This window comes from Deltaproteobacteria bacterium, assembly GCA_020848905.1.
Taxonomy (GTDB): domain Bacteria; phylum Myxococcota_A; class Polyangia.
Map to the genome: position 1 here is coordinate 26445 of JADLHG010000073.1, position 14138 is coordinate 40582.

12 protein-coding genes are annotated in these 14138 nt (G+C 70.5%); 10 read left to right on the plus strand and 2 right to left on the minus strand.

The annotated features are described in order from the left end of the window. Positions 1-12: 12 nt before the first annotated feature. Positions 13-1368: a hypothetical protein gene (locus IT371_29800; GenBank protein MCC6751885.1), complete on the minus strand. Its 1356-nt coding sequence runs from the start codon at positions 1366-1368 to the stop codon at positions 13-15. A gap of 387 nt (positions 1369-1755) precedes the next feature. Between IT371_29800 and IT371_29805 the strand changes: the two genes are divergently transcribed. From IT371_29805 to IT371_29845, 9 genes are all read left to right on the plus strand, one after another. After that, positions 1756-2709, plus strand: a complete 954-nt coding sequence (locus IT371_29805) for a hypothetical protein (GenBank protein MCC6751886.1) — start codon at positions 1756-1758, stop codon at positions 2707-2709. Positions 2710-2740: 31 nt separating this feature from the next. After that, positions 2741-3865, plus strand: a complete 1125-nt coding sequence (locus IT371_29810; GenBank protein ID MCC6751887.1) for an aromatic ring-hydroxylating dioxygenase subunit alpha — start codon at positions 2741-2743, stop codon at positions 3863-3865. 51 nt (positions 3866-3916) lie between these two features. Beyond that, positions 3917-5320 (plus strand): amino acid permease, encoded by a 1404-nt coding sequence (locus IT371_29815; GenBank protein ID MCC6751888.1) that lies wholly within the window; start codon positions 3917-3919, stop codon positions 5318-5320. Positions 5321-5332: 12 nt separating this feature from the next. After that, on the plus strand, positions 5333-5989 hold the full coding sequence (locus IT371_29820) for a cobalamin-dependent protein (protein ID MCC6751889.1): 657 nt from the start codon (positions 5333-5335) through the stop codon (positions 5987-5989). After that, on the plus strand, positions 5986-6876 hold the full coding sequence (locus tag IT371_29825) for a homocysteine S-methyltransferase family protein (GenBank protein ID MCC6751890.1): 891 nt from the start codon (positions 5986-5988) through the stop codon (positions 6874-6876). Before IT371_29820 ends, IT371_29825 begins: the two co-directional genes overlap by 4 nt. Beyond that, positions 6873-7529, plus strand: coding sequence for a hypothetical protein (locus tag IT371_29830; GenBank protein MCC6751891.1), 657 nt, complete (start codon positions 6873-6875; stop codon positions 7527-7529). The genes IT371_29825 and IT371_29830 overlap by 4 nt, the downstream gene beginning before the upstream one ends. Then, positions 7526-8974, plus strand: coding sequence for a trimethylamine methyltransferase family protein (locus IT371_29835; GenBank protein MCC6751892.1), 1449 nt, complete (start codon positions 7526-7528; stop codon positions 8972-8974). Before IT371_29830 ends, IT371_29835 begins: the two co-directional genes overlap by 4 nt. A 215-nt stretch (positions 8975-9189) precedes the next feature. Continuing rightward, a complete protein-coding gene (locus IT371_29840; protein MCC6751893.1) occupies positions 9190-10959 on the plus strand; it encodes a hypothetical protein in 1770 nt (589 codons plus the stop codon). A gap of 232 nt (positions 10960-11191) precedes the next feature. Then, positions 11192-11920: a DUF1963 domain-containing protein gene (locus IT371_29845; GenBank protein MCC6751894.1), complete on the plus strand. Its 729-nt coding sequence runs from the start codon at positions 11192-11194 to the stop codon at positions 11918-11920. Between the two features lie 69 nt (positions 11921-11989). Here the strand turns inward: IT371_29845 and IT371_29850 are convergent, their stop codons facing one another. Continuing rightward, a complete protein-coding gene (locus IT371_29850; GenBank protein MCC6751895.1) occupies positions 11990-12553 on the minus strand; it encodes a hypothetical protein in 564 nt (187 codons plus the stop codon). Between the two features lie 457 nt (positions 12554-13010). Between IT371_29850 and IT371_29855 the strand changes: the two genes are divergently transcribed. Continuing rightward, positions 13011-14138: hypothetical protein (locus tag IT371_29855; GenBank protein MCC6751896.1), on the plus strand; the 1128-nt coding region annotated here is incomplete at its 3' end.

Below are 14138 nucleotides of genomic sequence, written 5' to 3' on the forward strand. Positions count from 1 at the left end.
CGCGGCTGGCCCTCAGTTCGCGCAGAGCATCCCGACCTTGGTGGTCGCGGTGGCGTCCTTCGTCGTCGCGGTGAAGGTCAGGGTCCGCAGGCCGCCGCCCTTCACATCGGTCACCTCGCAGTCGGTCACAGCCTTGCCCGCCCCGATGGGCAGGGTGCAGCGCACGCCGGGCCAGCTGGGCTTCTTCTCCTCGATCCAGGAGACCTCCACCTCGGTCTTGGTCGTGCCCGTGTTGGTGAAGGTGGGCCACATCTCGCCGCACGCGCCGGAGGCGAACGAAACCGTGACCTGACCGACGGTGAGGTCGGCCGGGGGCAGCGGCGCCGCCTCGCCACCGTCGGCGGCGGGCTCGGCGCCCGAGAAGAAGTCCGCGCAGACGAAGCCCTCGAGGGTCTTGCCGCCGACGACCCAGGGCGTGTTCACCACCTTCCACCCCGCGCCGCCGGAGCAGGCATTCCCCGAGGCGGAGTTGAGGCCCGCGAGTACCTCGGTGACGGTGGCGTTGAAGACGGACGCGTCGGCCGGCAGGTTCTTCGCCTTCGGCACGAGCCCGAAGGCCTCGAGCTTCGCGCCGAGGGTACAGTCCTGCTGGGTGAGCGTCTCGGCGGTGGTGCCGAAGCCGAGCACCGGCAACGTCCCGTAGGTCGTAACGCCCTGCCCGTAGTAGACGAAGCCTGCTATGGGACAGGTCATCTTCCCGAGCCAGTTCCGGTAGCAGGTGCGGACGTTCACCGGGAGCTCCCAGCGCTGGTTGTAGTCCGTGTTCTGCGTGAAGGTCTGGAACTTGGCCACGCACCCCGGGTCGAAGGCCGACGCGGGCTGCGGCGTCACCACGCTGGCCGAGAAGTGGTCCGCGCAGACGAAGCGCTCCACCGCGCCACCACTGCCCGGCACGTTCGCCGCCCAGAAGACGCCCGACGGGCAGTCCGCGGAACCGGTCTTGGGCAGGGCCGCCTGCAGCTCCGTCACGACGCTGTTGAAGGCCGCGGTGTCGCCCGGCAGGTTCTTCACCGGATCGATGAGGCCGTAGTACTCGAGCTTCGCGCCGAGGGTGCAGCCCTGCACGTCCAGGAGGCTCGCCACGATCGGGGCGAGCGGCGCGTAGCGATAGATGACGGCTCCTTGCGTGAGAGCGCCCGCTTTGGTGCACGCCACCCCGCCGGCCTTGGCGACGCCGTTTCCGTCGGCGCAGCGCCAGGTCTCCGCCTGCTGCGCGGCGTAGTACGCGTCGAGGGGGAAGGCGATCTTCGAGCAGCTCTCGAGGCTCGAGGCGCGGCGCTCCGACTCCCCGGCCGCCCCGCGGGGCCCGCCGCAGCCGAGCAGCGCCGAGGACAGCAGCACCGCACGCATCCATCCGAGATGGCTCATGGTCCACTCCCTAAACGAAGGTTCGTCGACTTTGGGATGCCTCATAGCAACCGCCGTGCCGATGCCGACGCGACCCGCCTGGCGGCGAACCTTGCGTAAGTGCACCGTTGGGCGCCCAGGGCGAGCCCGAGCCGCTGCGCGCCGCGCGAACGGAAGGTGGCCTCCGGGCCCGCCGATCGACCGATTTCCAGAAGCGCTCCGGGCCCGCCGCACGGCAAACTGCGGGCCCGCCTGGCGGCAACGGCTGTCGCCTGGAGCCTGCCGTGGCACCGCATGGCCCGCCCGGACCGGGTAACCTCCAATAATAACGAGCCCCGACGAAGGAGCCGTTCCGGTCCGCAGCTTGCAAAGGTCCCCGGGCGACCCGTCATCCCGGAGATCCGAGCCATGCTTCGCACGTCCGAAGTCCGTACCCTCCGTGGCCTGACGCTCCTCTGCAGCCTGCTCCTCGGGGCCGGCCCGGCGATGGGCGCCAAAGCCGCCTCCAGCGCCGGCAGCTCCGAGGGTCTGACCCCCGTCGCCTACCTCCGCCAGCTCTTCGCGCGCTACGGCGAAGAGGGCGTCCGCCGCGCGCAGACGCCACGAGTCACCTCTCTCGTGCATCAGCTCGCCGCCCCGCAGCTCGCGGTGATCGGCGAGGCCTTCGACCAGGGGGAGTGGTTCTTCCACAGCGGGATGTTCAGCACCGACAACGTGCCGTGGAACGAGCGCGAGGCCCGCGAGCAACACGCGCGCGGCCTGCGCCAGGCCCACGACGCGATCCACGGCAACCTGATCCAGCTCGCCGGGTTGGTCGCCCTACCGAGCTTTCAGCCCCCCGCGTGGGAGCTGCGCTTCGCCGCGCGTCGTACGGACCACGTCATCGAGCCGCGCCCCACGCCTCAGGCCGAGGTGCAACAGATCCTCCGCGAGATCTTTTCCAGCTTTGGCGGCGGGCGCTGGACCTACCGCTTCAAGCGCGGGCAGGCGGAGCTCGACTTCCGCGAGTCGTGGGGGATCACGGGCACCAAGACCACCGCGGTCCAGCTCGGCGCGAAGCGCCTGAGCGCCGTGCAGCGCGACTGGGGCGTGGTGGACGCGACCGAGAAGGGCTACCAGGGCCGCGAGCTCCCGGGCGGCGGCTACGTGGTGGCCCAGCTATCGATCAAGTACCGTGGGCGGGGCAAGGAAGCCTTCGGCGCCGCTCCGAACCACGACGAGTCCACGTACCAGTACATCCCCGCCGACCGGCAGAGCGCGGTCGAGCTGAATCGCGGGCAGTACCTGGCGCTCTGGCAGGCGCGCGGCAAGCGCCAGGTCGAGCGGATCGTCGAAGCGGCGCGGCCCAAGGCGCCTCGCTAGCCCGGACCCCGACCGCCACCTCGGAGCGCCGATGAAGCCCACCCTCTCCAAGACGCTCTTTGCGGATCTGACCCCCGAGACCCTGCGCACGCTGCCGCTGACCCAGGCGGTGACGAATCCCTCGGCCTGGTTCATCGACCCGCGCTTTCACGAGCTGGACCGCGAGGCGATCTTCGCCGCCACCTGGCAGAGCGTGGGCTACGCCGCGCAGCTCGACGAGCCGGGGCAGTACTTCACCTGCACCGTGGCCGACGAGCCCGTGATCGTGCTCCGCGATCGCGACGGCCTGCTGCGCGCCTTCTACAACGTGTGCCGGCACCGGGGCGGACCGCTGGCCCTCGATCACGCCGGCTGCGTGAAGGCGCTGCAGTGCAAGTACCACGGCTGGACCTACCTCACCGACGGGTCGCTCCGCGGCATCCCGAAGTGGAACGCGGTGGAGCTCTTCGACCGCAAGGACTACGGGCTCGTGCCGATCCAGGTCGCCCTCTGGGAGGGGCTGGTCTTCGTGAACCTGTCGCGCAGCACCGAGACGCTCGAGACGCGGCTCGGCGGCATCGTCGAGCAGCTCCGCCCGAACCGGATCGGGACGAAGCGCTTCGCGCGGCGCGTGGACTACGACGTGCAGGCGAACTGGAAGGTCTACGTGGAGAACTACCTCGAGGGGTACCACGTCCCCCTCGTGCACCCGGCTCTGAACCAGCTCCTCGACGTGCAGGAGTACGTGACGGAGCTCTACCCGAGCTACTCGCTGCAGAAGAGCCCGATCCGCGCCGGCAAGGACGACGTCTACACGCAAGGAGCGGGGGGCGAGGCCTTCTACTACTGGATCTGGCCCAACCTGATGCTCAACCTCCTCGGGGACCGGCTGCAGGTGAACCTGGTCGTGCCCGTCGCGCACGACCGGTGCAAGGTCATCTTCTGGACCTACTACGACGACCCGACGGGGCCCGGCCAGGCCGAGCGCATCGCCGGGGACCTGGCCTACAGCGACGAGGTGCAGGCCGAAGACCGCCTGATCTGCGAGCACGTGCAGCGCGGGCTCGGGTCGCGGGCCTACGACCAGGGCCGCTTCTCGGTAGAAATGGAGCAGGGCGTCCACCATTTTCAGACGCTCTTGAAGGAAACCTACGCGCGCTGGCTGCGGCCGGGATGAGGGGCGCCGCGCGAGTCACGGACAACAAGGTGGGCTAAGGTGGAGGCCGGGATGGGAACACCGACCGAACGAGGCGTCTTCTCGGAGGAGTCCGCGCTCACGCGGCAGCTCTCGCTCTTCGACTCGGTGATGATCGTCGTCGGGATGGTCATCGGGTCGGGGATCTTCCTCACCACGGGGGGGATCGCCCGATCGTTGCCGCACCCGGGGTGGATCCTGGCGGTGTGGGCCGCGGGGGGGCTGGTCTGCCTCGCGGGGGCGCTCACCTTCGCCGAGCTCGGCGCAATGATGCCCACCGCGGGCGGCCAGTACGTCTTTCTGCGCGAGGCCTTCGGCAAGCTCCCGGCCTTTCTCTTCGGCTGGGCCTGCCTGATGGTGATCTACTCGGGCTCGGTGGCCGCCGTCTCGGCCGGCTTCGCCGAGTACCTGGGATACTTCTTTCCGAGTCTGCCGAAGGTCGCGAGCTCGGTCGCCTCGGTGCTGCTGCTCACGTGGCTCAACGCGCGCGGGGTGCGCGAGAGCGCGCGCCTGCAGAACGTCTTCAGCGCGGCGAAGATCGTGGCCATCCTCGGGCTCGGGCTCGTGGGCACCGTCGTGGTGCAGCAGAAGGGCCTTTCCCTAGGCGCGGGAGGCATCGCTGCTCCGGGCTCCGCGGGGATCCCGCCGCTCAGTCACCTCGGCGTGGCGCTCATCGCCGTGCTCTGGGCCTTCGACGGTTGGAGCTGCATCACCTTCGCCGCGGGCGAGGTGAAGAATCCGCGGCGCAACCTCCCCCTCTCGCTGCTCATCGGCACGCTCCTCGTATCGGGCCTCTACGTGCTCGTGAACTACGTCTACGTGGCGGTGATCCCGATCGCGCGCCTCACCGACACGGTGCGCGTGGCGGAGGTGACGACCACCTCCCTCCTCGGTCCGCGAGGGGCGGTGGTGCTCGTCCTCGTCGTGCTCGCCTCCACCTTCAGCAGCATGAACGCGATGATCCTCACCGGCCCGCGGGCCTACTTCGCCATGGCGCGGGACGGGGTCTTTCTGCCCGCCCTGGCCAAGGTGAGCCCGACGCGCGGCACGCCGGCCGCGGCCATCTGGGCGCAGGGGATCTGGTCCGTGCTCCTCGCGCTGTCGGGGAAGTACGATCAGCTCTTCACCTTCGCCATGTCGGCGGCGATGGCCTTCTACGTCGCGACCGGCGCCGCCGTGTACGTCCTGCGCGCGAAGTACCCCGGAGCGCACCGACCCTATCGGGTCTGGGGTTACCCGGTGACGCCGCTGGTCTACATCGCGGGGACCGGGCTCGCGCTGGTGAACGGCCTCGTCGACCGCCCGTGGGAGAGCCTGGCCGGGTTCGGGCTGGTGGCCACGGGCATACCGGTCTACCTCTACTGGCGCAAGCGTCGCCCGGCAGAGACCCCGGAGCGCTGCGAGAACCTCGAGCCCGACCCTGCCCCATCCGAGTAAGGAGAACTGGAGATGTCCACGCCCAGCCACGATGAGATGAAACAGGCCGTGATCGACGGGGACGTCGACGCCGCGCGCGCCCTCGCCGAGGCGGTGGTCGCGAGCGGCGCGGACCTGCTGCCCGCGGTGGAGGACGGCTTCGCGGCCGGGATCCGGCGGGTGGGCGAGCTCTGGGAAGAGGGCGAGTACTTTCTGCCCGAGCTCGTGCAGGGGGCCGAGGCGATGAAGGCCGCCATGGCGGTGATCCGGCCCGCACTGGCGCTGCGGCGCGGGTCGGAGCAGGCGCTCGGCCGCGTGGTCATCGGCACGGTGCAGGGGGACCTCCACGACATCGGCAAGACACTCGTCGGAACGCTGCTGGCCGCGAACGGCTTCGAGGTCTTCGATCTCGGCACCGACGTGCCGGTGGAGGCCTTTGTCGCGAAGGCGCGCGAGGTCGGGGCGAACGTCGTGGGGGCCTCGGCGCTGCTCACCACCACGATGACTTGGCAGAAGACGCTCGTCGAGGCCGTAGCAGCGAGCGACCTGCCGAAGACGACGCGCGTGATCGTGGGCGGCTCGCCGACGACCCCCGCCTGGGCCAGCGAGATCGGCGCGGCCTACGCGGAGAACGCGATGCGCGCGGTGACGGTGACCCGGGAGCTCGTCGCAGGAGCGGTGTCCCGGTGAGCGCCTTCCTGGACCGCGTGACCTCCGGTGCGACCCCGCTGCTCCTCGACGGCGGGCTGGGCTCGATGCTGATCGCGGAAGGGCTGGAGAGCGGCGCCGCCCCCGAGGCGTGGAACGTTTCGCACCCCGAACGGGTGACGCGGGTGCACCGCGCCTACGTCGCCGCCGGCAGCGACGCCGTGCAGACCAACACCTTCGGCGGCAACGCGCTGCGCCTCGCGCGCTTCGAGCTCGGGGCCTCGCTCGCCGAGCTGAATCGCCGCGCCGTGGAGCTGGCGCGCGCCGCGGGGCCACGCTTCGTCGTGGCCGACGTCGGGCCGAGCGGCGAATACCGCCCGCCCGTCGGACACGCGGACCCTGCCGCGTGGCGGGCCGCCTTCGCCGAGCAGGCCCGGGCGCTGGCGTCGCCCGGCCCCGACGCCTTCCACCTCGAGACGATGAGCGACCTCGTCGAGGCGCGCACGGCGCTCGAGGCGGTGCTCGAGCAGGCCCCAGGCGTGCCGGTGATGGTCTCGATGACCTTCGAGCGGAGGAAGCGCGGCTTCTACACCATCATGGGCGACCCGCTCGCCGCCTCGCTGCGCGCGCTCGCCGACGCGGGGGCCGCGGTGGTGGGGGCGAACTGCACCCTCACGAGCCCGGACATGCGGGCCCTGGCCGAGGAGGCGCTGGCCGCCGCCACGGTGCCGCTCGTCTTTCAGCCCAACGCCGGGCTGCCGCGCCTCGAAGGGACGCACGTGCACTACGACCAATCCCCCGAGGCCTTCGCCGAGGACCTGGCCCACATCGCCGCGCTCGGGGCCCGCGTGCTGGGCGGCTGCTGCGGCACGGGGCCGGCCCACATCGCCGCGCTCGCCGCACGGCTGCGAGGCGGAACCTCCGCATGAAGCCGGGAACGATCATCCCGCTCGCGGTCACGCTGCGGCGCGAGGAGGTGCTGCGGCTGCTCGGCTACCCCGAGGAGCGCGAGCCGCCGCGCCGGATCGGGACGCTCCTCGAGAGCGCGTTCACCGAGGCGCGCGGTCTCGTGCGGGCCCGCGGGACCTACCTGCGCCTTCCCAAGTCGCGCGCCACCGAGGTGCGGCTGCCGCCCGTCGAGGCGCAGGCGCTGACCGTGGGCCTCGTCACCGCGGGAGCCGAGCTAGAGGGCCGCGTGGCCGAGCTCGCCGACGCGGGAGACCTGACGCGCGCGCTGCTCCTCGACGCGATGGGGAGCGCCGCCGCCGAGGAGGCCGCGGACCGGCTGAGCGCGATCATCAGCGCCGGTGGCGAGACCGACGCCCCCGCCGCCGGGTGCCGCCTGAGCCCCGGCTACGGCGACTGGCCGCTCGCCGCCCAGACGTCCCTCTTCGCGCTGCTCCCGAGCCAGGAGGTGGGCGTCTCGCTCCTCCCCTCGATGCTCATGCAGCCGCGCAAATCGGTCTCCTTTGCCATGTGGCTCGGCGCGCGCGGGATCCCCGCCCCCGGCCTCTCGGGGTGCGAGCGCTGCGGCCTCGTGACCTGCCGCTATCGACGAAAGCCCAGGAGTGAACCGCAATGACCCTACGCCCCTCTCTCAAGCTCCTGCCCGCCGAGGACGTGGAACGCATCGTCGGCGAGGCCTGTCGCGTCCTCGAAACCGCGGGCGTACTGGTGGAAAACGCCGACGCGCGCGAGCTGCTCCTGGCCGCGGGAGCGAGCGAGGCCGACGGGCGCCTCCGCCTCCCCGAGCGCCTCACGCGTACGAGCCTCGAGAGCGTCCCGTCGCGGGTCCAGGTCTTCGACCGGGAGGGCAAGCTGGCCCTCGACCTCGGCGGAGACAACGTCCACTTCGACCCCGGCTCGTCGGCAATCCACATCTTCGACGCCGAGCGCGGCCGACACCGGGACGTGACCTCGCAGGACCTGATCGCCGTGGCCCGGCTGGTGGACGGCCTGCCGGGGTACGCGGCGCAGTCGACGTCTCTCGTCCCGGGCGACGCGCCGGCCGAGCTCGGGGACCGCTACCGGCTCTGTCTGGCGCTGATCCACGGCCGGAAGCCGGTCGTCACCGGAACCTTTGTGAAGGACGGCTTCGCCGTGATGCACGCCATGCTCTCCGCCGTGCGCGGCGGTGAGGGGGCGCTGCGCGAGAAGCCGCTCGCGATCTTCGACTGCTGTCCGAGCCCGCCGCTCCGCTGGAGCGACCTGACCTGTCAGGCGCTGATGGACTGCGCGCGCGCCCGCATCCCGGCCGAGCTGGTCTCTGTGCCCATGACCGGCGCCACCTCGCCCGTCACGCTGCGCGAGGCCGTGGTGCAGCACTGCGCGGAGAACCTCTCGGGGATCGTGATCCACCAGCTCGCGGGGCGCGGCTCGCCGGTGATCTACGGCGGCTCGCCCGCGGCCTTCGACATGCGCCAGGGCACGACCCCCATGGGGGCGATCGAGACGATGATGATCGACGTGGCCTACGCGCAGGTGGGCAAGCACCTCGGCCTGCCGATCCACGCCTATATGGCGCTGTCGGACTCCAAGTGCCCCGACTACCAGGCGGGCTTCGAGACGGGGATGGGAGCCGTGCTGGCCGCGCTGGCCGGGATCAACATGGTCTCAGGCCCCGGAATGCTGGACTTCGAGAACTGCCAGTCCTTCGAGAAGCTGCTCCTCGACCACGACGCGTGCACCGCGGCGCTGCGCCTGGTGCGCGGCCTCGAGACGCGGCCCGGGGACGCGGTGGCCCTGATCGGCGAGGTGGTCAAGGCGCAGGAGTTCCTCTCGCACCCGCACACCCGCAAGCACTGGCGCCAGGAGCTGATGATCCCCTCGACGCTCGTCGAGCGCCGCACCTACGGCGACTGGGAGGGAGACGGGGCGCTCTACGCGCACCAGCGAGCGCAGGCCGAGGTGAAGAAGCGCCTGGCCGCGCCGCCGAGCTCGCCGCTGCCGGAGGAAGCCTTCCGCGCGCTGGAAGAGCTGATGCGCGCCGAGACCCGCCGCGTCGGGGCGAGCCCGCTGCCGCTCTGAGGCCCGAGGGCGCCGTGCCTCGGACAGGGATCTCGAGCCTCCGCTCCTGCACCACTCTCCTACCAATCCCGCGGACCTGCCACTCGCACGCTTGACAGGCGCCGGGACGGTGCCATTCGTCCTCTATATACGGACGCAGTGAGCGCCTTACTGGGGCAGCGCGTGAGGCGCTGGCCTCGTGGGCGGCGTGTTGGGAGGGAAAGGAGGGAGGTGTCATGCGTCTCAGTGGATTCCTCGTGAGCGTGGCCTTGCTCGTGGGCTGCGGGCCGGCGGCGAAGCCTGACCCGCAGGTGCCGATCGGGAGCAAGGCCGAGGCCCTGGTGAACACGTACATCGGCCAGTTCATCGAAATCGACCAGACCACCAACGGAGGTGACGCGAACCTGATCTTGAATGGCACGAACCAGAAACCCCTGCCGCTCGATCCGGCCACGGTTCCGACGTGGACCGACTGGACCCTCGTCCCCACGACGGGACATCGCTTCCTCGACATCACGGACCCCGACACGACCTCGTTCCCACGGTCGATCGGCTGCGTCGGCACCTCCCAGGTGCTGAGCAAGATGGACCTGACCTACGTCGGCCTCGCGAACAACCAGGACTTCGCCTACTTCGCCGTGCAGCGGGCCAACAACAACGGCGACGCGGGCTACTACTGGCTGATGACGAAGAAGACCCCGAAGCTCAAGGGGCCCATCTCGCCGTGCAAGAGCGGCGAATCCTATCTGGAGTACGAAATCAGCCAGAACGACGTGCTGCTCGGTGGACACTTCCAGCCGAGCGCGAGTCCGCTCCTGCGCGTCTTCTCGGCGAAGAAGAACGCGACCCTCGACGCTGTCGCGGCCATCGACTTCAGCGACACCTCGCTCTGGGAGGAGCAGGCCTCCGCCATCGCCGCGGTGGCGGTGAACCTGTCCAACATCTCCCCGGGAACCTGGGGGAGCGCGGGGGTGGCCAAGCAGGCGCTGGCGGCAAACGGGGACCTGACCCACGAGCTCTTCGCCGAGGCCGCGGTCCGGACGTCGCTCTTCACCGGCGGCTCGATCTGCGGCGCCACGTTCTTCGGCACGGTGATCACACGCTCCTCGGGCTCGGGCGGCACGTCCCCCGACCTGAAGGATTTCTTTGGCCCCGAGGAGTTCAGCTTCGGCACGGTGGACGCCCAGGCCTCGCTGAGCCCGAGCTGCGCGAAGAGCTTCTCCTTCAGCGCGTCGGCCACGGGGATCGACGGGCAGCCCCTGCAGAACCCGAGCTGTAGCTGGACCTTCAAAGACAGCGGCGGCAACACGGTCGGCAGCTCCGCGCTCTGCAGCGGGAGCTTCAGCCCCGCGAGCGGCGGCACCTTCACCGGTACGGTGGTGGTCTCCGACCCCGGCAATAGCTGCGCGGACACGGTCACCACGGCGCCGGTCGCAGCCTATCCCCCGCTCTCGGTGCAGCCGATCCTCGCCGCCACCTGCGCCAGCTCGTACACCTACGACGCCACGGTCACGGGCGGGAGCGGCAGCGTGAGCTACGCCTGGAGCTTCCCCGGCAACACCACCCCCGGCACCTCGAGCACCAAGAGCGGCAGCGTGGCCGTGGGCTCACCGGGCACGACGTACACGGCCTCGATCACCGTCACCGACGCGCGCTCGGATCTCCTCTGCACGGCGAGCGGGCAGGCCACGGTGACCCCGCTGGCGCCGCTGGCCATCAACCTGACGCCGCTCGCGACGCCCCTCACCTGCGCCGCGAACCTGACGAGCGACGCGGCGACCTATCAGGCGAATCCATCGGGAGGCAACGGAAGCTACACGATCACGTGGTCGCTGGCCGGCTGCGCCCCCGGTGCGACCTGCACCGTCGATCCGCCCGACAACCTCTTCTGCACCACGGTCGGGCTGAGCGCCACGCTCTCGGATAGCAGCGGACTCTGTCCGCCCGCGGCGTCCGAGAACGAGCTCTACACGAAGAGCACCACGATCTCCGTCAGTAACAACTGAAGCCCTGCAGCGCACCGGCCGCCCTCCTGCCCGGCCCTCAGAGACCACTTGGGGGCAACGCCATGACGGTGAGCCGTCATTCTGGTAATCCTGCTGGATGGAACCACCGGCCCTCAGCTTGCCAGGCGAGGTGAGAGCAGCTCTCGATGCGCACGGTGCAGGACTCGCCGACCGGCTGGAGGCCCTGGCCCGGGAGCGGAGACGCCCGTGCGTGTACTTCCGGAGCCACCGCGTGGCGGACACGCCACTGCGGCACGGCTGGGTTGGGACACTGCTGGGGCGGAATCCAACAGCGCCGCAACTGCCGGCTACGGCGAGCAAGTTCGGCGGCGTGCCCTATGCCGAGGACGACGAGGACTGGCTCGGTTGGCGTTTCCTCGGACAGGTCGACCTGGCGGAGGCCGCCAAGCACCTGCCACACTCTCCACTGGCCGGGCTCCTGCGCCTGGACAGCAGCGACCTGCCAGGATCCGCCGGATTCCGCGTGCGCTGGTTTCCCGCGCCAGACCTCTCCAAGGCCATCACGCCCACGGTGTCGTCGGTGGCAAAGTGGGAAACGCGACACGAATTCAAAGGCGGCTGGTCGTTGCCACACAACGACCGCGACTGGTTTTCCCTGCTGCCGCCCAAGGGCGAGCTGGACGCCATCCACCGAGAGACGGGTCTCAGCCTCTGGGATTTCTGGAACGACTGGGAGCCTGCCGGGTTCAACGACGACGCGCGGGAGGAGTTCCACACGATCTTGGGCTGGCCGAGTGGGGGCCTGGACGAACCCTACGGGTTCGATCCCCCGCCCGATTGCAGCGGCGACGCCTCCGACTACGAGATGCTGGTACGGCTGACCTTCGACAACGCCGCCGGCTTCTCGTGGGGGACAAACTGGATCTACCTGCTGGTGCCGAAGAACGACCTCGCGCGGGGCGACCTGTCGCGCGTCCTGGTCACGGGCGCGAACGCATAGGCGCAGCTTCGACGTCGTTCGCGTCGGCAAGGACTACCTCGCGGGGACCTTGCGGTTCGCGCGGTGGGCCTAGAAGTTCGGCACCTGGAGGATCATGCGCATGAAGCTGTCGGCCTGGCCGCCGTTGCGGTGGACGATCTTCTGGCCGTCGGGCAGCGTGGTCTTGCCCACGCCGAGCCAGTTACCGTTCGCCCCCACGACCCACTGCCGGTCCTCGTTGAGGATGTTCGGCACGTGGAAGTGGCCCTTGGCGTAGGTGCGCTTGGGCCCGAAGACGAGGAGCTGCGGGTCGGCCTGCCCCTCGGCGATCTCGGTGCGGCGGAAAAAGGTCACGCCTCCCTTGCCCTTCCAGATCGTCCCGGTCGTGGTGAAGCCGGGAACCGACGACTGTAGCTCCACGCGCACGGTCTTCGAGCCGGCCGAGCGCCAGTACTTGGCAGATCGCAGGCCATCTCCGCCGTAGGCGAAGGTCCGCTCGAGGAACTTCACGTTCTTGCCGTCCACGCGCTCGGACCAGCGCTTCTCGACGTAGCCCGGGCCGTTCGTGACCGTCACCTTCCCGGCCAGCGCCGGAAGGGCCAGCAGGGCCGTGGCCAAGAACGCGGTCACCGATCCCCTTGCCAGGCGTCCCATGAACATCTCTCCTCCTCCGTCCGCGGGCGTTCTTCCCGCACGTGTCGCGCGGCGCGACGTTGTCGTTCGCGCTCGAGGCCAGACCGGTCCACGCGGTCGGAAGCGCCGACCGTTGGCTCGAGGCCTGTCATTGAGTGCGGGCGCTTGCGTATCAAGAACCGCACCAAGCCCTGCTGCCTTGCGGTCCGTTGATCTCCCAACGCTTGAGCTGGGCGCGGCGGCATCGCGAACCGATCGGCCACGGATCTTGGGACACCCCCTTCGATTCTCGGGGGGCTCTTGCCTGCGATCAGGCCAGGCGATGTCAGGCGTCCAGAGTTCCCTACGACTCGTCTGTCAGGATCTGAGGGGGCGGTGCGTCTGGAGGGTGAGGCACAGGGCGGCGTCAGGCGACGTGCAGAACGCCGATCTAGGGGAGGCCCTCATGAACGGTTCGGCGGAGCGACGGACAGGGTCGATGCGACGCGTCGGCGCGCTGGTATGGGTCAGTCTGGCCATCTCCTGCGGCGCGGAGCAGCTTCCCGCCGACGGAGGACCGCTGCAGGATGCGTCGGCCGATGCGGCGCGTACCGATGCTCGCCCGGGGGATGTCGGTGCCCCCGATAGCGGAGTCCCCGATGCGCAACCGGCCGACGGCCGCACGCCGGACCGCGGCGCGGGCGATGCCCGAATGCCCGATGCGCAGGTGCCCGATGCCCGCGTGCCCGACGCCCGTGTCCCCGATGCGCGCGTGCCCGATGCCCGTGTGCCCGATGCTCGCGTCCCCGATGCCCGCGTGCCCGATGCACGCCCCCCCGACGCCGCGGGCTTCACGCGGGTCTCGGGGAGCGTGCAGAAGGGGCCGTTCTCGCTCGGCTCGACGGTCAGCCTGGCCCTGCTCGACGGCCAAGGTAACCCGACCGGCCAGATCTACCCCACCACCACTACCGATGACTTCGGCCGCTTCGACGTGACCGTGCCCGGCGCGAGCCTCTTGCGCGCCGAGGCCGTCGGCTTCTTCCTCGACGAGTGGACCGGCTCGCTCTCCGTCGCCGCGCTCACGCTCCGCGGCGTGCTCACCGCCCCGAGCGGGCCGACCGACAAGCGCTACGTCAACACCCTCACGCACCTCGCTGAGAGGCGCGCGCTTTCGCTCATGCGCGCCGGCGCGACCCCCGCCGCGGCCGTGGCCCAGGCCGAGCGCGAGACGATCGCCGCGCTCGGCATCTTCCACCCCGCGGGCACGCAGGCCCAGCACGCGGAGCAGGTGGACCTGCTCGTCGGCAGCTCCGGCGACGCGGCCTACCTGCTCGTCACGAGCTGCATCCTGGCCAAGATCGCCTCCGATGCCGGCGGCGGCGTGGCCGCCCTCCAGCTCCTGCTCAACCGCATCGCCCTCGACCTCGAGCCCGACGGCCTGCTCAGCCCCACCACCAAGGCCGACCTCGTGGCCGCCGAGAAGGCCCTGCCGCCGCTCCGCTGCCACGACCACCTCGTCGCCTGGCTCGTGCGCCTCGGCCTGAGCGGCTCCATGGTCCCCGACCCGCTCCTCGTCGTGGACAGCGACAGGGATGGCCTCCCGAACGGCACTGACCCCGACGACGAC